Source organism: Serratia sp. B501, from assembly GCF_051172315.1.
Taxonomy (GTDB): domain Bacteria; phylum Pseudomonadota; class Gammaproteobacteria; order Enterobacterales; family Enterobacteriaceae; genus Serratia; species Serratia ureilytica.
The window spans coordinates 88,852-110,368 of sequence record NZ_JBPIZB010000005.1; the positions used below are offsets into that span (position 1 = coordinate 88,852).

The window sequence follows — 21,517 nt, forward strand, 5'->3', positions numbered from 1 at the left end:
GTGGGGCAACGCCGATCCCCGCAGAAGTGTGAGCTGTCTCACTATAGTGCAACCCCTTAATCTCTGCACCATGCTAGTGCGGGGGGGTAATGTCAGAATTTTATTCTATAAGATATTGCTTAGTTGATGTTTATGACTATTTTTCACCGTGTTGTCATATTGCCGTTAACGGTTGCGTGACGATTAGAATAATTCATCAGAATTAGAGTGAATTGATTTGCGTTTATGATGAATAGTTATGCCTGATGGCGCCTTGCGGGGAAAGCGTTGATCTCTGTCATCGCGGGAAAAACCGTTTCTTATTAGCATCGCGGCTTTGAACACAGAGAAGCACCAAGATTATGCAGTTGCCGCAATTAGTCAATATGTTTGGCGCGGATCTCCAGCGCCGCTATGGCGAAAAGATCCATAAACTCACGCTGCACGGTGGATTCAGCTGCCCTAACCGCGACGGCACGTTGGGGCGCGGTGGCTGTACGTTCTGCAATGTCGCCTCGTTCGCCGATGAAGCGATGCAACGCCAGAGCATTGCCGAACAGCTGGCGCAGCAGGCCGCTCGGGCCGATCGGGCGCGGCGCTATCTGGCCTATTTCCAGGCCTATACCAGCACCTATGCGGAGGTTGAACGGCTGGCGTCGATGTATCGGCAGGCGTTGGCGCAGAGCGCCATGGTCGGCCTGTGCGTCGGCACCCGGCCGGACTGCGTGCCGCCCGCTGCGCTGGATCTGCTGACGGGATACCGCGAGCAAGGCTATGAAGTGTGGCTGGAGCTGGGGTTGCAGACGGCGCACGATAAAACGCTGAAGCGCATCAACCGCGGCCATGATTTTCGCTGTTATCAGCAGACGGCGCGGCTGGCCCGGCAGCGCGGGCTGAAGGTGTGCTGCCATCTGATCGTCGGGCTGCCGGGAGAAACTCAGCGCGATCATCTGCTCACGCTGCAGCGGGTGACGGAGACCGGCGTGGATGGCATCAAACTGCATCCGCTGCACGTCGTCACCGGCAGTACCCTGGCGCGGGCGTGGCATGCCGGGCGGTTGCCCGAACTGGCGTTGGAAGCTTACGCCGTCAGCGCCGGGGAGATGATCCGCCATACGCCGGGCGGGGTGGTGTACCACCGTCTTTCCGCCAGCGCCCGTCGGCCGACGCTGCTGGCGCCGCTGTGGTGCGAAAACCGCTGGAGCGGCATGCAGGCGGTCGGCGCTTATCTGCAGCAATACGGCGGGCAGGGCAGCGCGCTGGATGAAAAGCGGCGCTACCGCCCCGGAATGCCGCTCTGAAGTGCAATCTTTGCCACACTTCGGCGTTTGCCGCCTTATCTCATCGCGGTTTTACGGTATGATTCAAAAGATTGTGTCTGATGGGAGCCGCTATGAAGCAAATCCGGGTGTTGGCCCAGTACTACGTTGATTTAATGGTGAAACTGGGGTTGGTGCGCTTCTCGCTGCTGCTGGCCTCGGCGCTGGTGGTGCTGGCGATGGTGGTGCAGATGGCGGTGACCATGCTGCTGCGCGGCGAAGTGGAAAGCATCGACGTGGTGCGTTCAATCTTCTTCGGTCTGTTGATCACCCCGTGGGCGGTCTACTTTCTCTCGGTGGTGGTGGAACAGCTGGAAGAGTCGCGCCAACGGCTGGCGCGGCTGGTGGACAAGCTGGAAGAGATGCGCCACCGCGATCTGGAGCTTAATCAGCAGCTCAAAGACAATATCAGCCAGCTGAATCAGGAGATCGCCGACCGTATCAAAGCGGAAGAAGAGCGCCTGCAGGTGATGGAAAAGCTGACGGAAGAGATGGAGCAGCGCGAGCAGGCGCAGATTGAGCTGGGCCAGCAATCGGCGCTGCTGCGTTCCTTCCTCGATGCCTCGCCGGATTTGGTCTACTACCGCAACGAAGACAAAGAGTTTTCCGGCTGTAACCGCGCGATGGAACTGCTGACCGGCAAGAGCGAGAAACAGCTGATCGGCCTGACGCCGTTCGACGTCTACGGCCAGGAGATCGCCGAAAAGGTCATTGAGACCGACGAGAAGGTGTTCCGCCACAACGTTTCGCTGACCTACGAACAATGGCTGGTGTATCCCGACGGCCGCAAGGCCTGTTTCGAGCTGCGCAAGGTTCCGTTTTACGACCGGGTGGGCAAACGCCACGGGCTGATGGGCTTCGGCCGCGATATTACCGAGCGTAAGCGCTACCAGGACGCGCTGGAGAACGCCAGCAGGGAGAAGACCACCTTTATCTCCACGATCAGCCACGAGCTGCGTACGCCGCTTAACGGCATCGTCGGCCTGAGCCGCATTTTGCTCGATACCGAGCTGAACGACGAGCAGCTGAAATACCTGAAGACCATTCACGTCAGTGCCATCACCCTCGGCAATATCTTCAACGACATTATCGAAATGGACAAGCTCGAGCGGCGCAAGGTGCAGCTCGACAACCAGCCGGTGGACTTCACCGGTTTCCTGGCGGATCTGGAGAACCTCTCGGGCCTGCTGGCGCAGCCGAAAGGGCTGCAGTTCATCATGGAGCCGCAGACGCCGCTGCCGCAGCAGATCGTGACCGACGGCACGCGCCTGCGGCAGATCTTGTGGAACCTGATCGGCAACGCGGTGAAATTTACCCAGCAGGGGCAAATTGTGGTGCGCGTGCGGCGCGAGGCGCAGGAGAAGCTGGTGTTCGAAGTGGAAGACTCGGGCATGGGCATCCCGCAGGACGAGCAGGACAAGATCTTCGCCATGTATTATCAGGTGAAAGATCAGCGCGGCGGCCGTCCGGCCACCGGCACCGGCATCGGGCTGGCGGTCTCCAAACGGCTGGCGCAGAGCATGGGCGGCGACATTACCGTGCGCAGCGAACAAGGGCACGGTTCTTGCTTCACTTTGACCATCAAGGCGCCGGCGGTGCAGGAAGCCGTCAGCGCGGCGCCGGAGGAAGAGGAGCTGCCGTTGCCGGCGCTGCACATCCTGCTGGTGGAAGATATCGAACTGAACGTGATCGTGGCGCGCTCGGTGCTGGAGAAGCTGGGCAACAGCGTCGAGGTGGCGATGAACGGCCACGACGCGCTGGCGATGTTCGATCCGGACGAGTTCGATCTGGTGCTGCTGGACATCCAACTGCCGGACATGACCGGGCTGGATATCGCCCGGGCGCTGCGCGAGCGTTACGCCGGACAGGCGCTGCCGCCGTTGGTGGCCCTGACCGCCAACGTGCTGAAAGACAAAAAAGAGTATCTCGAGGCGGGCATGGACGATGTGCTGAGCAAGCCGCTGTCGGTGCCGGCGCTGACCAAGGTCATCAAACACTATTGGGATCATCAACCTTCTCACACTTCTAAGAAAACGGAGCACAAGGCGATGCAGATTAATGAGTCGTTACTCGATACCGCGATGCTGGAGCAGTACATGGACCTGGTTGGCCCGCAGTTGATCCATCAAAGTCTGGAGATGTTCGAACAGATGATGCCGGGTTATCTGGCGGTGCTGGATTCCAATATGACGGCGCGCGATCAGAAAGGCATCACCGAGGAAGGGCACAAGATCAAGGGCGCCGCCGGTTCGGTCGGCCTGCGTCACCTGCAGCAGTTGGCGCAACAGATTCAAACGCCGACGCTGCCGGCCTGGTGGGATAACGTGCAGGACTGGGTAGATGAGCTGAAGCAAGAGTGGCGCAACGACGTGCAGGTACTGCGGGCTTGGGTAGAGAACGCTGAAAAAAAATGACCCCGACGTGAGCCGGGGTGCGCGAATATTGCGCCAACACCAGGGAAATTGTGAACCTGCGTATTGGTTTCAGTGTTCTGGTCGAGCAGGTTGTAGCGAATTCCTAAACATCATACAGCCAACAACATAGCAAATGTAAGCGCTCTTGTTAGAAGATTCATTAAAATGTGTGATGTAGATTAGTGTTTGTCAACTCCGAGCACGAACCAGTTGACAGCAGCGACAGGAGGAAGAGTGATGAAAAAGGTGGGTGTAGTCCTCAGCGGCAGCGGCGTTTATGACGGTACGGAGATCCACGAAGCGGTGCTGACGCTGCTGGCGCTGGACCGTGCCGGCGCGCAGGCGGTGTGTTTTGCGCCTGATAAACCGCAACGCCATGTTATTAATCACTTATCTGGTGAGGAGATGGCGGAATCGCGCAACGTCCTGATTGAATCGGCGCGCATTGCCCGCGGCGCAGTGCAGCCGTTGGCGCTGGCCGAGGCCGCGCAGCTGGATGCGCTGATTGTGCCCGGCGGCTTTGGCGCCGCCAAGAATCTCAGCAATTTCGCCGAGGCCGGCGCGGAATGTTGGGTCGATGAAGCGTTAGCGCGTCTGACGCGCGAGATGCATAAGGCCAACAAACCAATTGGCCTGATGTGCATCGCACCGGCGCTGTTGCCGAAGCTGCTCGATCAACAAGCGCGGCTGACCATTGGCAACGATCCCGACCTGGGAGAAGTGATTGACGCCATGGGCGGCGAGCCGGTGATTTGCCCGGTGGACGACATCGTGGTGGACAGCGAGCACAAGATCGTGACCACGCCAGCCTATATGCTGGCGCCGTCGATCGCGCAGGCGGCCGTCGGCATCGATAAACTGGTGGCGCGGGTGCTGGAACTGGCTGAATGAGCAAATCGGTCGGCGGATGGCGGCGGCTGCGTCCGTGGTATTGGCTGAAACGCGGCGTCATCGCGATTATCGGCCTGTGGGTGTTGGGCATTGTGGCCTTCGCCTTCCTGCCGGTGCCGTTTTCCGCCGTGATGGTGGAGCGGCAGATCAGCGCCTGGCTGAGCGGCGACTTCGGCTACGTCGCTCATTCGGACTGGGTGTCGATGGACGACATTTCGCCGCAGATGGCGCTGGCGGTGATGGCGGCGGAAGATCAGAAGTTTCCAGACCATTGGGGCTTCGATGTGGCGGCCATTGAAAAGGCGCTCAGCCACAACGAGAAGCGCCCGACGCGCATTCGCGGCGCGTCCACGCTGTCGCAGCAGACCGCTAAAAACCTGTTTCTGTGGGATGGACGCAGCTGGCTGCGCAAAGGGCTGGAGGCCGGGCTGACGTCGGGCATCGAATTGGTGTGGACCAAGCGGCGTATTCTGACGGTGTATCTGAACATCGTGGAGTTCGGCGACGGGGTGTTCGGCGTGGAAGAGGCTTCACAGCGCTTTTTCCATAAGCCGGCCAAGCGCCTGACCGCGGCCGAAGCGGCGCTGCTGGCGGCGGTATTGCCGAATCCGCACCGCTTCAGGGCCGATGCGCCGTCCGGCTATGTGGCGCAGCGACAGCAGTGGATTATGCGCCAGATGCGCCAGTTGGGTGGGGAAGGTTTCCTGAAAGAGAACAAGCTGGATTAACCAAGCGATACCCTGCTTTCGGGCAAGGTATCCCTCTCTTCGGTGGCTAATGCCGCATCAGGGCTTTTCGCTGATAAATGCAGTTAAATCCGCGTGCATCTTTTTAAGCGATAGTTCATCCACGTACGGCATATGCCCGGTGTCATACCAATAGAAACGGATATTGTCGCGTAATTTGGGCGACACGGGCAGATGGCTCATCTCATATTTGGCGATGAAGTAAGGGGTGGCCAGGTCGTAAACCCCGCCAATCACCATCACTCTCATTGTCGGAGTCATTTTCATCACTAGCGACAGGTTCGGCAACACGTTAAATGATCTGTCCCGGCTGTTGCTGGACATGTTCCAGTCATAGACCTCATTGGAAAATGCGCGATAGTTTTGGTCGGCGCTAAAATGCAGCGTTTTGCCAAGATAATCGTGGAATTGCGCGACGTAGGCGGAAGTAATTGCACTGACGTTGGGATCGTAGTTGGACGTTTCAGCGATATTATCCAGCGACGGCCCACGATAGCGGGTATCGATTCTGCCAATGGTCTCGTCTTGGCTGCGCAACAGTTGCTTGGCGAAGACCGGTCCACTCAGGCGCAAATTGGCCTTGAGCCAATAATCGGCCGGAATGCCGGTAAATTGGTAAAGCTGCTCGGCGAGCGTTTGGCGATCTTTTTCAGGCAGATTGGCACCTTGCAGCAAGGCTGGGGCATAAGTCCCCAGCGCAAACTGCTCGGCCTGGTCTAACAGGGTTTTCAGGCTCTGGTGTTTGCCCGGCAGCCGCTGGTGGTACCATGCGCTGGCTGCGTAGGTTGGGAGCGCCAGATAGTAAGGTTGATCGACGCCGGGGTTTTGATTGGGATCGTCGACGTTATTGTCGTAGTTCAGAAACTGCGACATCAGGATAATACCGTTAAGATCGATATTCTGATTTTTTAGCGTCTCGGCCAATACCACCGAGCGGGTAGTGCCGTAGCTTTCACCCAATAAATATTTAGGTGAGTTCCAGCGTTGGTAATGCGTTAAAAACTGAACGATAAATTGAGAAAAAGCCTGAGCATCACCGTTGACGCCATAGACGTTGCTGGCACTCTGTGCTTTTTGCTGCGCTCTCTCCGGCTGGCTGGCGGCACTGCTGGAAAAGCGGCTGTAACCCGTTCCGGGGGCATCGATAAACACCAGATCGCTGACGTTGAGCAGACTGTATTGGTTATCGGTGAGTTGGTAAGGCGCCAGCTGTGTTTTCTCTGGCTGAGTAGCGATAACCCGTTTAGGCCCCAGCGCCCCCATATGCAGCCACAGCGAGGCGGAGCCCGGCCCGCCGTTGTAGATAAAGGTAATCGGCCTACTTTCGTTCTTATTCTCATTCTTTTTGAAATACGCAACATAGAACATGCCGGTCACGGGATCTTCCGGATCCTCTTTACTCAATTCCAGCACCCCGGTTTGCGCCTGATAATTGATTTTTACCTGGTCGACCGTGATCGCGCCTTCAGTAGCAACGGTTTGACCGGTCATCGGGGGCGGGGCATGTTCGGCGCGGGGCGTATCCTGAGTGGGATTGGCGGCGGAAACTCCGGCGGTGAATAAAGAAACGGCAGTGAGAAAACCGATTAAAATTCTGTCCATTTGAATTTTATCCGTAATGAAGTGAGAGATTACTTTAAACGCGGCTCATTAAACCAGGGTAAAACAGCGGGAAGCGTACAGAAAAGCGGCAAGGGGAAGCCCCCTTGCCTGAAGGATCATTTCACATAGGTAAAGGCGGTCGTGACGTGCTTCACGCCGCTGACCTGGCTGGCGATCTGCGCCGCCGACTGCCCTTCCTGCTGTGTGACCAGGCCCAGCAAGAACACTTCGCCGTTTTCGGTGGTGACTTTCACGTTGGACGATTTCACCGTATCGCTGGTCAACAGCTGCGAACGCACTTTGGTGGTGATCCAGGTGTCGGAGGACGCGGTGCTCAGGCTGACCGGCGTGCCCTGGCGAATTTCGTTATACACTTCGGTCGTGCCTTCCACGCCCATGGCGATCTGCTTGGCGCGCGCGGTGAGATCGGCGTTAGGCGACTGGCCGGTCAACAGCACCTTGCCCTGATAGGCGGTGGCGACCACCCGGGCCTCTTTCTTCAACTGCTGGTCTTTGCTCAGGGCGCTTTCTACCCTGGCTTCCAGCGTGCCGTCATCCACCTGGGTCCCTACGCTGCGCGGGTCGGTGGCGGTTTTGGTGGCGACGGCCGCACTGCCGACGACGACGCCGGCGATACAGCCTTGCAACAGCAGGGCGCTGGACAGCACTGCAAATGTGGCTTTTAGCTTCATCTCAGTTCCTTAATCGTCCTGGTGGGGGAATAACGTATTGTCTATCAGGTCGCACAGGCAGTTTACGGTCAGCATATGCATTTCCTGAATGCGCGAGCTGCGGTGCGACGGGATGCGGATCTCGACATCCTGCTGGCCGAGCAATCCGGCCAGTTCGCCGCCGTCGTAGCCGGTGAGCGCGACGATGGTCATATCGCGCGTGACGGCCGCCTCGACCGCTTTCACAATATCACGGCTGTTGCCGCGGGTGGAAATCGCCAGCAGCACGTCACCGGTGTGCCCGAGTGCGCGTACCTGCTTGGCGTACACTTCGTCGTGCAGCCGATCGTTGCTGATCGCGGTCAGCACCACGTTGTCGGCGTTGAGGGCGATGGCCGGCAGGCTGGGGCGCTCGGTTTCAAAACGGTTGATCATGCTGGCGGCGAAGTGCTGTGCGTTGGCCGCCGAGGTGCCGTTGCCGCAGCACAGGATTTTGTTGCCGTTGAGTAAGGATTGAACCAGCGTCATCGCAGCGCGGGAAATGGCGTCAGGTAACGCTTCCGCCGCCGCGATCTGGGTTTGGATGCTTTCGGTAAAACAGACTTTAATTCTATCCAGCACGTTGTATTAATCCACTAAGTCAAAGGGCCGGTCTGCGCCGCAAAACCCCAATTAATCCGCATTGAAGGCGTTGGGTATCCATTCTAACTGGCTACCGGTAATGGCCAAAACATCAAAACGGCAAGATGATGTGTCAAAACTGGCGCCGCGCCCCGCCAGCCAGACGGCGGCGGCGTGCAGCAACCGTTGTTGTTTGCGAGAGGTAACGCTGGCGGCCGCGCCGCCGAAGGCGTCGTTGCGGCGGTAGCGCACTTCGACGAACACCCAGGTGGCGCCGTCGCGCATGATGAGGTCGAGCTCGCCGCCGCGCACCGCAACGTTGGCGGCGCAGAAGGTGAGCCCGGCGCGTTCCAGATGACGGCGGGCCAGTAACTCATAGCCCGCCCCGGCGGCGCGTGGGTTCAAGAGACCGGCACGACCGTACCCTGACGATATTGCAGCCAAGGCAGCTTGCGGTTGATCACGCAGTTCGGCGACGCGCTCAGCGTGCCGGTGGTGCCGGAAACCTGGAAGCCCGGCAGCTGGCGCATTTCAGCAAAGTGGTTGGCCAATGTCCAGGCATCCATCCCCATCGCATACAGGCGCACCAGCGAGTAATCGTTGCGGAAACGCGCGCTGGCCTGCTGCAACAACTGAGGGTTTGAGCCCGCCAGCAGAGGAATATCGCTGAACTGCAGACCCTCCATTTCCAGACGGAAGTCCGGGCCGGCGCCGGCCTGGTAGCTGCGCGAGCTGGCGTACATCGCCGGTTTGCCGCGCGAGCTAGTGGCCATGTCGATCATCGGTTTGATCAGCGTCAGTTGGGACTGGGTAGCGACGATATACACCGCGTCGACGCTGCCGCCGGTAGCGGCGGGCACGTCGCTCGGCGGCGCCGGAATGGTCAGCCCGGCGATGGTTACGCTCTGCGGCGCCGGGGCGCTCGACATCGGCGTGCCGGTCATGCGGATGCCGCCGCTGTTCACCATCTGGCGCAGTTCACCGGCGGAGCCGATGTCCTGACGCAGCACGGTTTGCCCGCCTTGCTTCTGCCATTCCTGGTTAAAGGCCTTGGCGACGCGATCGCCGAAGGCGCCGCGCGGCACCAGCAGCAGCGGTTGACGTTTCTGTTGTTCCCAGATGTGGCGGGCGGCGTCGCGCGCTTCATCTTCCGGCGACAGGGCGAAGTAACAGATGTTCAGATTGTCCTTCGGCGTTTCGGGCTGGTTGAGCGCCAGCACGTTTAGCGTGGTGGTGCTGGCGGACAGCTGATCGACGTTCTCTTTCAGCAGCGGCCCGACCACCAGAGTGGCGCCATCCTGCTGCGCCTGGCTCAGCAAGGCGGCCAGCGGCTGGCTGGTGGTGTCGTACACTTTGACCTGCGCATTAGCGGCCTGCAGCGGCGTTATCGGCGCGCTGGACGGCGTAGCGGGTTGCGCGGCGGTCACGGCCGGCTGGCTCTCTTGCGCCGAAGGGCTGACCGCGCCGTTGGCGTTGATGTCACCGGCAGCGGCCTGATCGGCCGGCGCCGTTTGGGCCGGCGCGCCGGCCGGTTGCGCGGCTTGAGGCTGCGGCGCCGGCAGGGAACCGCCGTTTTTCGCCGCTTCGAACCCTTGCTGGATGGCGTCGGCGAACACTTTCGCCTGGCCGTTCAACGGCAGCAGCAGGGCGATTTTCGAGGTGGAGGCCTGGGTGAAGTTCAGCACCTGATTCAGGCGAGCCGGCAGCGTTTTGGCCGCCGGGTTCTTCGGATAACGGTTCTGCCAGTCTTTGATGCCGGCCTTCAGCAGATCGGGATCCTGCTTGTTGTCCTGATAGACGCGCAGCAGATCCAGCCAGCCTTGCAGCACGTTCTCGTCGGCGTTGATCACCAGGCTGTTCATCTCCTGCGGCGTCAGCTGCAGCAGGGCCTGCCAGGTTTGATCCAGATTGTCCTGGTGCGCCTTGCCGGTCAGCAGCGGCTCCTGGGCGATATAGGCGCGGATCAGCGGCAGCGATGCTTTGCCCTGATTGGCGGCGATCTGCGCCTGGTAGTAGCGCACCTTTTGATTCGGCGACAGCGCACCGCTGTCCAGGTGGCCCAGCGTGCTGCGGGCGCTGACGTAGCTCTTGTTGGCGATCTGCAGTTCGGCGGTCAGCAACTGGCGTTCGGTCTGCTGTGCGCCGCTGAGGTTTTTCGGCAGCTGATTCAACTGGTCGCCGGCCTGCGGCAGTTTTCCTTCACGCAGCAAGGCGCGAATAGCAAGTAATTGCCAGTCAGCCTTGTTATCATCGCTGCTTTGCTGCAACTGCTGCAGGTAGTAATCGGAGCTGGCGCTCGCTTCGTCCTGTATATTGGCGGGCGGCGTTTGCGGGGCCCGACTCGGACAGCCTGCCAGGAAAAGGGCGGCCGCGATGACTGCGGTAAGTCGGACAGGCTTGGAACGCCCTGCTTTGGTACGAACGAATGTTGAGGAAAGCATACTGTATCCAGTGATGTTTTTTTCAAGATGCTCAATATTAAATCGGCAACCCGGATGAAACAATGAATCAACACCAACAATCAGTCATTTCTGCATCAACGCTGTATGTGGTGCCCACCCCAATCGGCAATCTGGGCGATATTACCCACCGCGCGTTAGAGGTACTGAAAAGCGTTGATCTGATCGCGGCGGAAGACACGCGCCATACCGGATTGCTGCTGCAACACTTCGCGATCAACGCGCGTCTGTTCGCGCTGCACGACCACAACGAACAGCAAAAGGCCGATCAGCTGCTGGCGAAACTGCAGGAAGGCCAGAGCATCGCGCTGGTTTCCGACGCCGGCACGCCGCTGATCAACGATCCCGGTTATCACCTGGTGCGCCGCTGCCGCGAGGCCGGCATTCGCGTGGTGCCGCTGCCGGGCGCCTGCGCCGCCACTACCGCGCTGTGCGCCGCGGGCGTCGCTTCCGACCGTTTCTGCTACGAAGGTTTTCTGCCGGCGAAAACCAAGGGGCGCAAGGATACGCTGATGGCGCTGGCGGAGGAACCGCGCACGCTGATTTTCTACGAATCCACTCACCGCCTGTTGGAAAGTCTGCAGGACATGGTCACCGTCTGGGGCCCACAGCGCTATGTCGTGCTGGCGCGCGAGCTGACCAAAACCTGGGAATCCATCCACGGCGCGCCGGTGGGCGAGCTGCTGGCGTGGGTGCAGGAAGATGAAGTGCGCCGCCGCGGCGAAATGGTACTGATCGTCGAAGGCCACAAGGCGCAGGAGGATGCGCTGCCGCTTGAGGCGCTGCGCACGCTGGCGCTGCTGCAAAAAGAGTTGCCGTTGAAAAAGGCGGCGGCGCTGGCGGCGGAAATCCACGGCGTGAAGAAAAATGCGTTGTATAAGCACGCGCTGGAGCAACAACAGCCGTAAAGCGGTTGACCTGCCGCCGCCGCGACGCTACTATCCGCGCCGGAGTTGACCAGACAGTCGCCGCTTCATTGCCGTCCTCTTCGGGGAGACAGATGGAGGGGAGGAAAGTCCGGGCTCCATAGGGCAGGGTGCCAGGTAACGCCTGGGAGGCGCAAGCCTACGACTAGTGCAACAGAGAGCAAACCGCCGATGGCCCGCGCAAGCGGGATCAGGTAAGGGTGAAAGGGTGCGGTAAGAGCGCACCGCGCGGCTGGCAACAGTTCGTGGCACGGTAAACTCCACCCGGAGCAAGGCCAAATAGGGGTTCACATGGTACGGCCCGTACTGAACCCGGGTAGGCTGCTTGAGCCAGTGAGCGATTGCTGGCCTAGAGGAATGACTGTCCACGACAGAACCCGGCTTACCGGTCAACTCCCTCGACAAAAGAAAACCCCGCGCAACGTCAGTTGCGCGGGGTTTTTCGTTTTCCGGCCGGCTTACACCGGCAGATCAATCAGCAGCGCGCGCAGCGGCGTCTCGGCGCGGATCGTCAGGCGATTCTCCTCGCGCACGAAGGCGCCGTCGCCGCAGGTCAGGCGTTGTTCCTCGTGGCGCTCGCCGGTGGCGGCGATGGTGCCGTGTATCGACTGCAGATAAGCGCGCGGCCCGTTAATCGTCAGCGTTTGTTCTTCGCCCGGCTGCAGATCGAGATGATGGATCCAGACCTGTTGACGCAGCTGCAGGCTGCCCTGCGCGCCGTCCGGCGAAGCCAACAGCAGGCTGCCTGCCGCCGGCAGCGCCAGGCGCTGCACCCGTTCGTTGCTGCGTTCCGGGCAGGCGTCCAGCCACAGCTGCAGGCGGGTGAGCGGCGTATCGCCGCTGACGTTCTGCTCGCTGTAGCTCAGGCCCGGGTGGGTGGCCAACAGCAACGCTTCGCCGGCTTTAACGCGCGTGGTGTTGCCGTCGCTGTCGCGGTATTCCGCCTCGCCCTGCAGGATCAGGTTCAGGATATCCACGTTGGGATAGGTGCGCGGCTGGAACGACGCGCCCGGCGCCAGCACCTCCTGATTCAGCACCCGCAGCGACGCGTAGCCCATCAGTTTGGGATCGAAGTAGTGACCAAAGGAAAAGGTGTAGCGAGCCTGCAGCCAACCAAAGTCAGCTTGCCCGCATTGTTGTGCTGTTCTGCATGTAATCATGGCAATCGGCTCTCTAAATTCATTATCCAAATGGTAAGCATCTGGACGTCGGATTGTTAGCCAGTTAATCTGGTCGGCATATTCAAATTTCCTGACAGAGGGATGCGATGGCCAGAGATCGGGCGCTCACGCTTGAGGCATTAAGGGTGATGGATGCAATCGACCGGCGCGGCAGTTTCGCCGCAGCCGCCGACGAATTGGGCCGGGTGCCGTCGGCACTCAGCTACACCATGCAAAAATTGGAAGAAGAATTGGACGTGGTGCTGTTCGACCGTTCGGGCCACCGCACCAAGTTCACCAACGTGGGGCGCATGTTGCTGGAACGCGGTCGGGTGCTGCTGGAGGCGGCCGATAAGCTGACTACCGACGCCGAAGCGTTGGCGCGCGGTTGGGAAACTCACCTGACTATCGTCAGTGAAGCGCTGTCGCCGCCGAGCCTGCTGTTCCCGCTGGTCGACAAGCTGGCGCTGAAGGCCAACACCCAGGTGTCCATTTTCACCGAGGTGCTGGCGGGCGCTTGGGAGCGGCTGGAGCAGGGGCGAGCCGACATCGTGATCGCGCCGGACATGCATTTCCGCGCGTCGTCGGAGATCAACACCCGCAAACTGTATAAGGTGATGAGCGTTTATGTCGCCGCGCCGGATCACCCGATCCACCTGGAGCCGGAGCCGCTTTCCGAAGTGACCCGCGTGAAGTACCGCGGTATTGCGGTGGCCGACACCGCCCGTGAGCGCCCGGTATTGACCGTACAGCTGCTGGACAAGCAACAGCGCCTGACGGTGAGCACCATTGAAGACAAACGCCTGGCACTGCTGGCCGGGTTGGGGGTGGCGACCATGCCGTACCCGATGGTGGAGAAAGATATCGAAGCCGGGCGGCTGCGCGTGGTCGGGCCGGAATACAGCCGCGAAGCCGACATCATCATGGCTTGGCGGCGCGACAGCATGGGGGAGGCGAAAGCCTGGTTCCTGCGTGAGATTCCGCGCCTGTTCGCGCAGCGTTAACGTCGGTTGGATGAGATCCCCTTGCCGGGCGGCAAGGGGATTTTTTTCGCCTTAACCGAAGCGCTGGTCGCGGCCGTGTGGCTCGTCCAGATCCTGCGCCGGCCCGATGGAAATGATGCCGTGCGGGTTGATGGTGGCGTGGCTGCGGTAGTAGTGGTTGCGAATGTGCGGCAGGCTGACCGTCTCGGCGATGCCCGGCATCTGGTAGATGTCGCGCAGGAAGCCGTACAGATTGAGGTAGTCGCTGATGCGGTGTTTGTCGCACTTGAAGTGGGTGACGTACACCGGATCGAAACGCACCAGCGTGGTCCACAGACGCAGATCGGCTTCGGTCAGCCGATCGCCGGTCAGGTAACGATGCTGCCCCAGGATCTGCTCCAGGCGTTCCAGCGCGTTGAATACCCCGTTGACCGCTTCGTCATAGGCTTCCTGGCTGGTGGCAAAACCGGCCTTGTACACGCCGTTGTTCACTTGATCGTAAATCCAACCGTTAAGCTCATCGATCTTGCCGCGCAGCGCGGTCGGGTAGTAGTCGCCTGCCCGAGCGCCGACGCCGTCAAACGCGCTGTTGAACATGCGGATGATGTCGGCGGACTCGTTGCTGACGATGGTTTGCCGCTGTTTATCCCACAGCACCGGTACGGTCACGCGCCCGCTGTAGTGCGGATCGGCCCGCAGGTAGATCTGGTACAGGAAGTCGGCGTGATACAGCGGATCGCCGGTGGTTTCAGGAAAATCCTGGCCGAAGGTCCAGCCGTTTTCCAGCATCAGCGGGTGCACCACCGAGACCGGAATGATCTGCTCCAGCCCTTTCAGTTTGCGCATCAGCAGCGTGCGATGCGCCCAGGGGCAGGCGAGAGAAACGTACAGGTGATAACGGCCCGCTTCGGCCTGGAAGCCGCCCACGCCGTGTTCGCCCGGCTGACCGTCGGCGGTCACCCAATTGCGAAACTGAGCGGTTGAACGTTTGAAACGGCCGCCGGTAGATTTGGTGTCATACCAGATGTCTTGCCAAACGCCATCGACGAGTTGTCCCATGGGAATCTCCTTGGTGTCCGAGTTAAAAAACGACAGGGCCCGGCATGCCGGGCCCTGAATGACAGTTTAGATTACCATTTCTTGTTCAGAAGACGGTCGATGCTGAAGCCGCCCGGGCCTGCGACCGCCAACACGATGAAGCCGCCGGCGATGGTCAGGTTTTTCATGAACATCAGCTGGTTTACTTCGTTCGCAAAATCAGTGTGGAACAGCAGCGCGGTCAGGATGGTGAAACCGGCGGTGAACAGCGCCACGGTGCGGGTCAGGAAACCGAACAGGATCGCCAGACCGCCGCCAAATTCCAGCAGGATGGTCAGCGGCAGCAAGAAGCCAGGCACGCCCATCGATTGCATGTACTGTTGGGTACCGGCATATGCGTCACCCATTTTGCCGTAGCCTGCCACGATAAACAGGATTGGCATCAGAATACGAGCAACCAACAAACCTGTATCTTCTAATTTTTTCATCATCTACTCCAAAGTGTTTTTGTATGCCTGTTCGGCGGAAGCCATGTCAACGAGCGGTATATCAGGACGTTCGCCCTGTCCGGCTCGTATCGTATTGATGGAGTGAATGTTAAGCGGGAAGTGCTCAGGTTGTTAGCAAGTAAAACTGTCGTAATTTTTCAAAAAATCTGAATCTTTAGCGTGCTAATAAAATGCCGCCGATCAGCAGGTTGCCCGGCCCCGGGGTTGGACGCGTCGTATCAGGAGAGAAAATGCGGGCAGAGCAACAGGAGGTTTGAAGGAAAGACGAGCAGGCCTACTTGGCAGAAAACGTCTTTTTAAACAGACGGATAGCGCTCCACGCACCGAAAGCGCGACGCGACCAGCGGATCATCTTGCTGGGGTGGCGGATGCCGTACAGCGCCATGACGCTGGAACCGAGCACCAGATAGCGGCGCAGGCCAAACACCGTTTGCCAGCCGCGGTCAATGCGTTCGGTCTTTTCCAGCCACAGAGACTTGTGTTCGGCCAGATCCAGACGCTGTTGCTGGATCTGCCGAATCAGCCTCTCTTTTTTCCATTCCAGATAGCGGCGGCGGCTCATGGCTCTCGCTCCAGTTCGGCGCGATCGAGCTCCAGTTGCTTGCGCGTGGCGCCCAGCAGCGTGGTGCGACGGGCCTTGACCAGCGTCCAGATGGTGCCGACTACGGCGAGGAACAGCAGCACGCCGGTTGTCGCGCCCAGCGCCACCAGCCGATAGACCGGATCGATGGCCCAGAAGATCAGGATCAGCAGGCTCATCAAACCGAAGGCGGTGAACAGCAGCGTCATGCCGGCCATGATCAGCAACTGAATGAGGTTGGCTTTCTCCTCTTCCAGCTCGACTACCGCCAGCCGGACACGGGTTTCCACCATGCCGACCAGGATCGTGATGATGCGCTGACCGATATCCAGGACCCCTTTAGCGGGGCCCTGCGCGCGCACTTGCGGTTGTTCAGCCATGATTAACGACGCGCGAGCAGCACGCCCAACACCACGCCGACCGCCGCGCCGATACCGATGCCGGTCCACGGGTTGTCGCGCACATAGTCGTCGGCCTGGCCGGCGATCTGTTTGGTTTGCGAAGCCAGCTTGTCACCGGCGTCGCTCAGGCGAGCGCGAGTCTCTTTCAGCGCGCCTTCCGCCTTCGAGCGCAGCTTCTCCAGCTCGGCTTTCGGCTTGTCGGTGGAGGAGTTCAGCACTTCCTCCAGCGTATCGGCTAAGGACTTCAGTTCAGCGCGTAAGTTTTCTGCATTTGAATCATGTGCCATGTGATTATTCCTTAACGTTTATTTCGACAGACTTTTAACATAGCGGATTTTTTCGCCGGAGCAAAGGGGTGATGACCAGCAGATAACACCAGGCATCAATTCCATATGCTTAAGAAATCCCGTGTGATGGGGCTCTCATCGATAAATCCGCTGGTGTAAAAAAATTATTCCGCCTGGGCGCGTTTCAATTCAGCCTGCGCTTCGGCCAGCTTTTGCTGCTTCTTGGCGACCTTGTCCAGCTTGCCGGTTTGTTGCGCTTCTTTCAGCTCTTCCCGGCGCTCGTCCACCTTGCGCTGTTTCTCTGCGATATTTTTCTGGCGTTCGGCCTGCAGGCCGGCTTCGGTGCAGTGGGTCTGCACTTCGCTCAGCGCTTTTTTCAGCCCATCCACGCGGTGGGTGTTGCCGTGCTGAGTCGCGTAGTCGATTTGCTGCTGGATATTTTGCGCTTTGGCGGCGCAGCCGCCCTCAGCGGCCGATGACAGCGTCGGCAGCGCGCAGAGTGGCAGCAGCAGTAACAGTGAGTGGCGAAATTTCATTTCTCAGTTCCTTTTCATGGGATGCCTGAACAGGCATCCGCTTTCCTGACTGCCTGAGGCGGCAGCGCGAGAGGAGGGCGTTCATCGCCGGCTGAAGTTATCCTTCAGCATAGCCATGAAACCGGCGCGCCCCCAAAGAATCAGCCGAAATTCGGCGCGACTGATTGTTTTTTGAGCTAAATGATGCGAATGAAAATGAAGATAACGGCAATGAAAGGAATCCCCTTCATTTTAAGGGGATTATCCCAGATTGAGTGGGGAGCGCGCAAATTCGCGCACCCAATGCGTTGGCACGGGAGATTCGCTCAGCACGATGTGGTAACCGGGAGGCAGGATGGTTTGCAGCGCTTCGCGCGCCAGCAACTGCTGCTCCGGCGAATCCAGACGGATAACCAAGCCATCGCCTTCCGGCGTGATGCTTTTGATGCGGATACCGCGCTCATCCAGGCGCTGGTAAACATAAAAACCGTCGGGCAGCGACAGCCCTTGCTGGCTGGCGCGAATGCGCAGCTCGCTCTCGGTGCGCACCATGCAGGGCACCAACAGCGTCGCCAGCGCCAGCAGGGCGAGCGCGATCATCAGGACGTATTGCCAGCGCGGGCGCTTTGCTGTCACGCCCCTTTCCCCGGGTTCTGGCCGCTGGCGCGTTTCTTGCGCCACAGCACGATCAGCGAGCCGACCAGGCCGACCACCAGCAACACCAGCGGCAACATCATCAGGCAGAACATCAGTTGATCTTCATACTTGCGGAACACTGGGGTTTTTCCGAGGGCGAAGCCCAGTGTCGTCAGGATCAAGACCCACAGCAGGCCGCTCATCCAGTTGAAGAACTGGAAGCGTGCGTTGCTCAGGCCGGACAGGCCGGCGATGGTTGGCAGCAGGGTGCGCACGAAGGCCAGGAAGCGGCCGACCAACAGGGCGGAAAGGCCGTGGCGGTGGAACAGGTTATGCGCTCGCTGATGGTAGTGGGCCGGCAGATGCGAAAGCCAGCCTTGCACCGTTCGCGTATTGCCGAGCCATCGGCCCTGTATGTAACTGACCCAGCACCCCAGGCTGGCGGCGACGGTCAGGATAACGATGGTCAATGGGAAGCCCATGGTGCCTTTGGCGATCAGCACGCCGACCAGGATCAGCAGGCTGTCGCCCGGCAGAAAAGCGGCCGGCAGCAGGCCGTTTTCCAAAAACAGGATCATGAACAGCAGGATGTAGAGGGTCCACACCAACGAAGGGTTCGCCAGCGTCTCAAAATCCTGCTGCCATAAGGCATGTATCAGTTCTTTAATGATGTCCATCCGGTGTTCCTAAAACGTCATTGTTTATTTTTATCTCAGCGGCGGAGCGGGCGTGGGCTGAAAGCGCGCGGCGATCCTGAATGCTGATAACGATGAAACGGCGTTGCTTTAAGGTTTCTAAGCGGTGCGACACCGGTCATAGGTGGTAAGTCAGCGTGCCACGGTACTGCATGTTGCTTTCTTTCCAGCCGGCCTGCCGACTTTGTTGCCTGGAGGCGTCCAGCATCCAGTCGACCTGGGCAAGCCGGTTGGGGGCCGGGGTGTCCTGGCGGGGGAAACGAATTCGGTAGCCCGGCTCTGCGGCCAGGGTATAGACCGGCGCCGGCAGGGAGGACGCGAGCAGCGAACCGGGGAAAGAGTACGCTCTGGGCAGCAGCAGCGGCAACTTGCCGGGCGCTTTGCGGCGCGCTTCGGCCGGCGCCCGATACACATGATCATAGGGGGAAAGCGCCGGCTCCGCCAGCAGCGGCAGGCTGCTCAGCGCGCTGGGGGTGGGCTTGGATGACGCCACGCATAGCTGTTGGCCGGAGACCGAACCGGTCCAGCAGAAAAGAGCAATCAGCATGGCAAACAACCAGCGCATTTATTCGCGTCCCGCCCCCGCAGCAATGGGTAAAAAAGTGGGCTAACTCTACCAAAATAGCACGATTGGCAACAGGGAAATCTACGTTGCCGACGGTGAAATAGTACACGGCAAACGGCGGTTCCGGCATCGATTCAGCGGATTTTACATTACCTGACATAAGCCGACGGTTTTTGACCGCCGTGGCTATTTCTGCTCGTGGCTCACGCCGTCCAGATGCACCACCGGGTTCTCGGCGAACAGATAGCGGTCGGCGTTGTATTCGAAGTCGTCGCTGGTGGCGTTGAACAGCATCTGCTTGGTGTTCTCCAGGTGCTGCCACATCGCCAGTTTGGCGGCGTAAGGATCTTTGCGCATCAGCGCCTTGAGGATCTGATCGTGATCGTCGCACCAGCTGGCGATCGAGCGTTCGTCGATATGCTCGTGCAGTTTCTTCCAGTAAGGGTTGTTGACCCGCTGCACCCACATTTTTTCCACGATGGTGGCCATGGCGGTGTTCTGGGTGGCCAGCGCCACCTGCACGTGGAACTTCAGATCCCACTGCGAGTCGCGGAAACGGTCTTCTTTGCGGGCGTGCTCCTGGATCTCCATCAGTTGCACGATATCCTGCTTGGTCACCTGGGTGGCGGCGAATTCGGCGATGTTGCTTTCTATCAGCTGGCGCGCCTGCAGCAGCTCAAACGGGCCGGCGGTGGCGAACTCGATGCTGTCGCCCGGCACCACCAGGTGCTTTTGCTGGTTGGACACCACGTGGATCCCGGATCCCTTGCGCACGTCCACATAGCCTTCCACTTCCAGCATGATGATCGCCTCGCGCACCACGGTGCGGCTGACATTCATCTCTTCGGCGATGTATCGCTCGGCCGGCAGCTTGTCGCCTACCGGGTAACGGCCGCTTTCGATGCGTTGCTTCAGCTCGGCGGCCAGTTGCTGATACAGGCGTCTGGTTTCAGTGAATTCCATAGTGAATGCTCTATAACGGTGCGGTGGGAAGGGGCGCGTGGCCATCGGATTTGTTATACCACTTATTCGGCACCGCTGCCAGAGGAGCAAGGGGCCCGGCGCAGCGGCCGGGCGGGGGATCAGCTGCGCGCCGGGGTGGGCTGCAGCGCGGCCGGCTGCGGTTCGGCGGCCGGGCGGTTTTGCAGCACCGTCCAGATGACGATGGCGCCGAGAATGTCGAAGACCGACAGCGCGGCGAACAGCGGGCTGAAGCCGAGGGTATCTGCCAGGGCGCCGACCACCAGGGCGAACAGCGTGCTGGCGGTCCAGGCCGCCATGCCGGTCAGCCCGTTGGCGGTCGCCACCTCATTGCGGCCGAACACGTCGGAAGAGAGGGTGATCAACGCGCCGGACAGCGCCTGATGGGCGAAGCCGCCGACGCACAGCAGCGCGATAGCCGCGTAAGGGCTGGTGAACAGGCCGATCATGCCGGGGCCGATCATCAACACCGCTCCCATCGTCACCACCAGCTTGCGCGAGACGATCAGGTTGACCTTGAAATACTTCTGGAACAGCGGCGGCAGATAACCGCCGACGATGCAGCCGAGATCGGCGAACAGCATCGGCATCCAGGCGAACATGGCGATCTCTTTCAGGTTAAAACCGTAGGCCTTGAACATGAACAGCGGGATCCAGGCGTTGAAGGTGCCCCACGCCGGCTCCGCCAGAAAGCGCGGCAGCGCGATGCCCCAGAACTGGCGGTTGCGCACGATCTGCCAGGCGGACATCTTTTTGGCGTTAGAGGTCTGGTGCTGCGCTTCCTGGCCTTCGAGGATGTAACGGCGTTCTTCCTGGCTCAGTTTCTTCTGATCTTTCGGGTGTTTGTAGAACAGCAGCCAGCAGATGGCCCAGATCAGGCTCAGCACGCCGGTGATGATGAACGCCATCTCCCAGCTGTGCGCGACGATGGCCCATACCACCAGCGGCGGGGCGATCATGCCGCCGATCGACGAGCCCACGTTGAAATAGCCGACGGCGATCGAACGTTCTTTGGCCGGAAACCATTCGCTGCTGGCCTTCAGCCCGGCGGGGATCATCGCCGCTTCCGCCATGCCGACCGCGCCGCGCGCCAACGCCAGCCCGCCCCAACTGTTGGCCAACGCGGTGCCCATGCAGAACAGCGCCCACAGAATGGCGAACATGGCGTAACCGACCTTGGTGCCCAGCACGTCCAGCACGTAGCCCGCCACCGGTTGCATCACGGTGTAGCACGCGGAGTAGGCGGCGACGATATAGGAATACTGTTGGGTGGTGATGTGCAGCGTATCTTCCAGCGTCGGCGCCGCCACGGCGATGGCGTTGCGGGTCAGGTAACCCAGCACGGTGCCGATGGTCACCAGTCCGATCATGTACCAGCGTAACCCTTTAATTTTACGCATCCGAAGTGTCTCCCCGTTTGAAGGTGTGGCCGTCGATGCGGCTGGCGAGACAATAACCTGTCATACAGGTTTAAAAGTTGAGTGATATCACAAAAGGAATTATTCGCCTGAGTGATACTGTGGCCGGTGAAACAGGGCA

At 59.9% G+C, this 21,517-nt stretch carries 23 protein-coding genes and 1 other RNA gene; 7 read left to right on the top strand and 17 right to left on the bottom strand.

Annotation, left to right across the window (positions count from 1 at the left end):
* Positions 1-341: 341 nt before the first annotated feature.
* From ACSBQV_RS16640 to mtgA, 4 genes are all read left to right on the top strand, one after another.
* The gene (locus ACSBQV_RS16640; protein ID WP_099783935.1) at positions 342-1,280 is read left to right on the top strand and encodes a TIGR01212 family radical SAM protein; all 939 of its coding nucleotides are present in this window, start codon (positions 342-344) and stop codon (positions 1,278-1,280) included.
* Between the two features lie 92 nt (positions 1,281-1,372).
* Entirely contained in the window at positions 1,373-3,712 is a 2,340-nt protein-coding gene (arcB, locus tag ACSBQV_RS16645; RefSeq protein WP_033644509.1) for an aerobic respiration two-component sensor histidine kinase ArcB, read from the top strand.
* Between the two features lie 237 nt (positions 3,713-3,949).
* A complete protein-coding gene (elbB, locus tag ACSBQV_RS16650) occupies positions 3,950-4,603 on the top strand; it encodes an isoprenoid biosynthesis glyoxalase ElbB (protein WP_033644510.1) in 654 nt (217 codons plus the stop codon).
* Positions 4,600-5,331 (top strand): monofunctional biosynthetic peptidoglycan transglycosylase, encoded by a 732-nt coding sequence (gene mtgA / locus ACSBQV_RS16655; RefSeq protein WP_033651258.1) that lies wholly within the window; start codon positions 4,600-4,602, stop codon positions 5,329-5,331. The genes elbB and mtgA overlap by 4 nt, the downstream gene beginning before the upstream one ends.
* A gap of 57 nt (positions 5,332-5,388) precedes the next feature.
* Here mtgA and ACSBQV_RS16660 read toward each other — a convergent pair whose 3' ends face one another.
* From ACSBQV_RS16660 to ACSBQV_RS16680, 5 genes are all read right to left on the bottom strand, one after another.
* Positions 5,389-6,951, bottom strand: coding sequence for a S10 family peptidase (locus ACSBQV_RS16660; protein WP_099783937.1), 1,563 nt, complete (start codon positions 6,949-6,951; stop codon positions 5,389-5,391).
* A gap of 116 nt (positions 6,952-7,067) precedes the next feature.
* On the bottom strand, positions 7,068-7,643 hold the full coding sequence (gene dolP / locus ACSBQV_RS16665) for a division/outer membrane stress-associated lipid-binding lipoprotein (protein WP_021505102.1): 576 nt from the start codon (positions 7,641-7,643) through the stop codon (positions 7,068-7,070).
* A 9-nt stretch (positions 7,644-7,652) separates the two neighbouring features.
* Positions 7,653-8,243: a DnaA initiator-associating protein DiaA gene (gene diaA, locus ACSBQV_RS16670; RefSeq protein ID WP_004937103.1), complete on the bottom strand. Its 591-nt coding sequence runs from the start codon at positions 8,241-8,243 to the stop codon at positions 7,653-7,655.
* A 51-nt stretch (positions 8,244-8,294) separates the two neighbouring features.
* The gene (locus tag ACSBQV_RS16675; RefSeq protein WP_089192279.1) at positions 8,295-8,648 is read right to left on the bottom strand and encodes a YraN family protein; all 354 of its coding nucleotides are present in this window, start codon (positions 8,646-8,648) and stop codon (positions 8,295-8,297) included.
* On the bottom strand, positions 8,645-10,684 hold the full coding sequence (locus ACSBQV_RS16680) for a penicillin-binding protein activator (protein WP_033651260.1): 2,040 nt from the start codon (positions 10,682-10,684) through the stop codon (positions 8,645-8,647). Before ACSBQV_RS16680 ends, ACSBQV_RS16675 begins: the two co-directional genes overlap by 4 nt.
* A gap of 62 nt (positions 10,685-10,746) precedes the next feature.
* Between ACSBQV_RS16680 and rsmI the strand changes: the two genes are divergently transcribed.
* Positions 10,747-11,610, top strand: a complete 864-nt coding sequence (gene rsmI / locus ACSBQV_RS16685) for a 16S rRNA (cytidine(1402)-2'-O)-methyltransferase (protein WP_004937108.1) — start codon at positions 10,747-10,749, stop codon at positions 11,608-11,610.
* Between the two features lie 41 nt (positions 11,611-11,651).
* Positions 11,652-12,029, top strand: an RNA gene (rnpB, locus tag ACSBQV_RS16690) — RNase P RNA component class A.
* A 57-nt stretch (positions 12,030-12,086) separates the two neighbouring features.
* On the opposite strand, the gene ACSBQV_RS16695 is transcribed toward rnpB, so the two are convergent.
* Positions 12,087-12,788, bottom strand: coding sequence for a pirin family protein (locus tag ACSBQV_RS16695; RefSeq protein ID WP_099783939.1), 702 nt, complete (start codon positions 12,786-12,788; stop codon positions 12,087-12,089).
* Between the two features lie 107 nt (positions 12,789-12,895).
* On the opposite strand from ACSBQV_RS16695, the gene ACSBQV_RS16700 reads away from it, so the two are divergent.
* Entirely contained in the window at positions 12,896-13,792 is an 897-nt protein-coding gene (locus ACSBQV_RS16700) for a LysR family transcriptional regulator (protein ID WP_025304355.1), read from the top strand.
* Positions 13,793-13,843: 51 nt separating this feature from the next.
* On the opposite strand, the gene ACSBQV_RS16705 is transcribed toward ACSBQV_RS16700, so the two are convergent.
* The 11 genes from ACSBQV_RS16705 to ACSBQV_RS16755 all read right to left on the bottom strand — a co-directional run bounded on the left by ACSBQV_RS16705 (position 13,844) and on the right by ACSBQV_RS16755 (position 21,378).
* Positions 13,844-14,830 carry a glutathione S-transferase family protein gene (locus tag ACSBQV_RS16705; RefSeq protein WP_033651262.1) on the bottom strand — a complete coding sequence of 329 codons (987 nt, stop codon included), beginning with the start codon at positions 14,828-14,830 and terminating at the stop codon, positions 13,844-13,846.
* A gap of 71 nt (positions 14,831-14,901) precedes the next feature.
* Positions 14,902-15,297: a DoxX family protein gene (locus ACSBQV_RS16710; RefSeq protein ID WP_033644519.1), complete on the bottom strand. Its 396-nt coding sequence runs from the start codon at positions 15,295-15,297 to the stop codon at positions 14,902-14,904.
* Positions 15,298-15,592: 295 nt separating this feature from the next.
* Complete coding sequence (locus ACSBQV_RS16715) at positions 15,593-15,880, bottom strand: YqjK-like family protein (protein ID WP_004937121.1); 288 nt, start codon at positions 15,878-15,880, stop codon at positions 15,593-15,595.
* Positions 15,877-16,278, bottom strand: a complete 402-nt coding sequence (locus ACSBQV_RS16720; protein WP_015379160.1) for a phage holin family protein — start codon at positions 16,276-16,278, stop codon at positions 15,877-15,879. Before ACSBQV_RS16720 ends, ACSBQV_RS16715 begins: the two co-directional genes overlap by 4 nt.
* A gap of 2 nt (positions 16,279-16,280) precedes the next feature.
* Positions 16,281-16,586, bottom strand: a complete 306-nt coding sequence (locus ACSBQV_RS16725; protein ID WP_004937125.1) for a DUF883 family protein — start codon at positions 16,584-16,586, stop codon at positions 16,281-16,283.
* 164 nt (positions 16,587-16,750) lie between these two features.
* Positions 16,751-17,122, bottom strand: coding sequence for a DUF1090 domain-containing protein (locus ACSBQV_RS16730; RefSeq protein WP_033644521.1), 372 nt, complete (start codon positions 17,120-17,122; stop codon positions 16,751-16,753).
* Positions 17,123-17,362: 240 nt separating this feature from the next.
* Positions 17,363-17,737, bottom strand: a complete 375-nt coding sequence (gene mzrA / locus ACSBQV_RS16735) for an EnvZ/OmpR regulon moderator MzrA (protein ID WP_099783941.1) — start codon at positions 17,735-17,737, stop codon at positions 17,363-17,365.
* Entirely contained in the window at positions 17,734-18,414 is a 681-nt protein-coding gene (locus ACSBQV_RS16740) for a DedA family protein (protein WP_033644523.1), read from the bottom strand. The genes mzrA and ACSBQV_RS16740 overlap by 4 nt, the downstream gene beginning before the upstream one ends.
* A gap of 136 nt (positions 18,415-18,550) precedes the next feature.
* Complete coding sequence (locus ACSBQV_RS16745) at positions 18,551-18,997, bottom strand: hypothetical protein (protein WP_033644524.1); 447 nt, start codon at positions 18,995-18,997, stop codon at positions 18,551-18,553.
* Positions 18,998-19,183: 186 nt separating this feature from the next.
* Positions 19,184-19,960: a transcriptional regulator ExuR gene (exuR, locus tag ACSBQV_RS16750; protein ID WP_033651265.1), complete on the bottom strand. Its 777-nt coding sequence runs from the start codon at positions 19,958-19,960 to the stop codon at positions 19,184-19,186.
* Between the two features lie 119 nt (positions 19,961-20,079).
* Positions 20,080-21,378: an MFS transporter gene (locus ACSBQV_RS16755; RefSeq protein ID WP_025304349.1), complete on the bottom strand. Its 1,299-nt coding sequence runs from the start codon at positions 21,376-21,378 to the stop codon at positions 20,080-20,082.
* Positions 21,379-21,517: the final 139 nt, after the last annotated feature.

Coding starts and splice junctions, on each gene's coding strand:
- ACSBQV_RS16715 (WP_004937121.1), bottom strand. CDS start 15,880: ATGAGCCGCCGCCGCTATCTGGAATGGAAAAAAGAGAGGCTGATTCGG.
- ACSBQV_RS16720 (WP_015379160.1), bottom strand. CDS start 16,278: ATGGCTGAACAACCGCAAGTGCGCGCGCAGGGCCCCGCTAAAGGGGTC.
- ACSBQV_RS16680 (WP_033651260.1), bottom strand. CDS start 10,684: ATGCTTTCCTCAACATTCGTTCGTACCAAAGCAGGGCGTTCCAAGCCT.
- ACSBQV_RS16710 (WP_033644519.1), bottom strand. CDS start 15,297: ATGAAAAAATTAGAAGATACAGGTTTGTTGGTTGCTCGTATTCTGATG.
- dolP (WP_021505102.1), bottom strand. CDS start 7,643: ATGAAGCTAAAAGCCACATTTGCAGTGCTGTCCAGCGCCCTGCTGTTG.
- arcB (WP_033644509.1), top strand. CDS start 1,373: ATGAAGCAAATCCGGGTGTTGGCCCAGTACTACGTTGATTTAATGGTG.
- ACSBQV_RS16745 (WP_033644524.1), bottom strand. CDS start 18,997: ATGCGCTGGTTGTTTGCCATGCTGATTGCTCTTTTCTGCTGGACCGGT.
- ACSBQV_RS16695 (WP_099783939.1), bottom strand. CDS start 12,788: ATGATTACATGCAGAACAGCACAACAATGCGGGCAAGCTGACTTTGGT.
- ACSBQV_RS16755 (WP_025304349.1), bottom strand. CDS start 21,378: ATGCGTAAAATTAAAGGGTTACGCTGGTACATGATCGGACTGGTGACC.
- ACSBQV_RS16740 (WP_033644523.1), bottom strand. CDS start 18,414: ATGGACATCATTAAAGAACTGATACATGCCTTATGGCAGCAGGATTTT.
- elbB (WP_033644510.1), top strand. CDS start 3,950: ATGAAAAAGGTGGGTGTAGTCCTCAGCGGCAGCGGCGTTTATGACGGT.
- ACSBQV_RS16660 (WP_099783937.1), bottom strand. CDS start 6,951: ATGGACAGAATTTTAATCGGTTTTCTCACTGCCGTTTCTTTATTCACC.
- ACSBQV_RS16730 (WP_033644521.1), bottom strand. CDS start 17,122: ATGAAATTTCGCCACTCACTGTTACTGCTGCTGCCACTCTGCGCGCTG.
- ACSBQV_RS16705 (WP_033651262.1), bottom strand. CDS start 14,830: ATGGGACAACTCGTCGATGGCGTTTGGCAAGACATCTGGTATGACACC.
- ACSBQV_RS16700 (WP_025304355.1), top strand. CDS start 12,896: ATGGCCAGAGATCGGGCGCTCACGCTTGAGGCATTAAGGGTGATGGAT.
- mtgA (WP_033651258.1), top strand. CDS start 4,600: ATGAGCAAATCGGTCGGCGGATGGCGGCGGCTGCGTCCGTGGTATTGG.
- ACSBQV_RS16640 (WP_099783935.1), top strand. CDS start 342: ATGCAGTTGCCGCAATTAGTCAATATGTTTGGCGCGGATCTCCAGCGC.
- ACSBQV_RS16725 (WP_004937125.1), bottom strand. CDS start 16,586: ATGGCACATGATTCAAATGCAGAAAACTTACGCGCTGAACTGAAGTCC.
- exuR (WP_033651265.1), bottom strand. CDS start 19,960: ATGGAATTCACTGAAACCAGACGCCTGTATCAGCAACTGGCCGCCGAG.
- rsmI (WP_004937108.1), top strand. CDS start 10,747: ATGAATCAACACCAACAATCAGTCATTTCTGCATCAACGCTGTATGTG.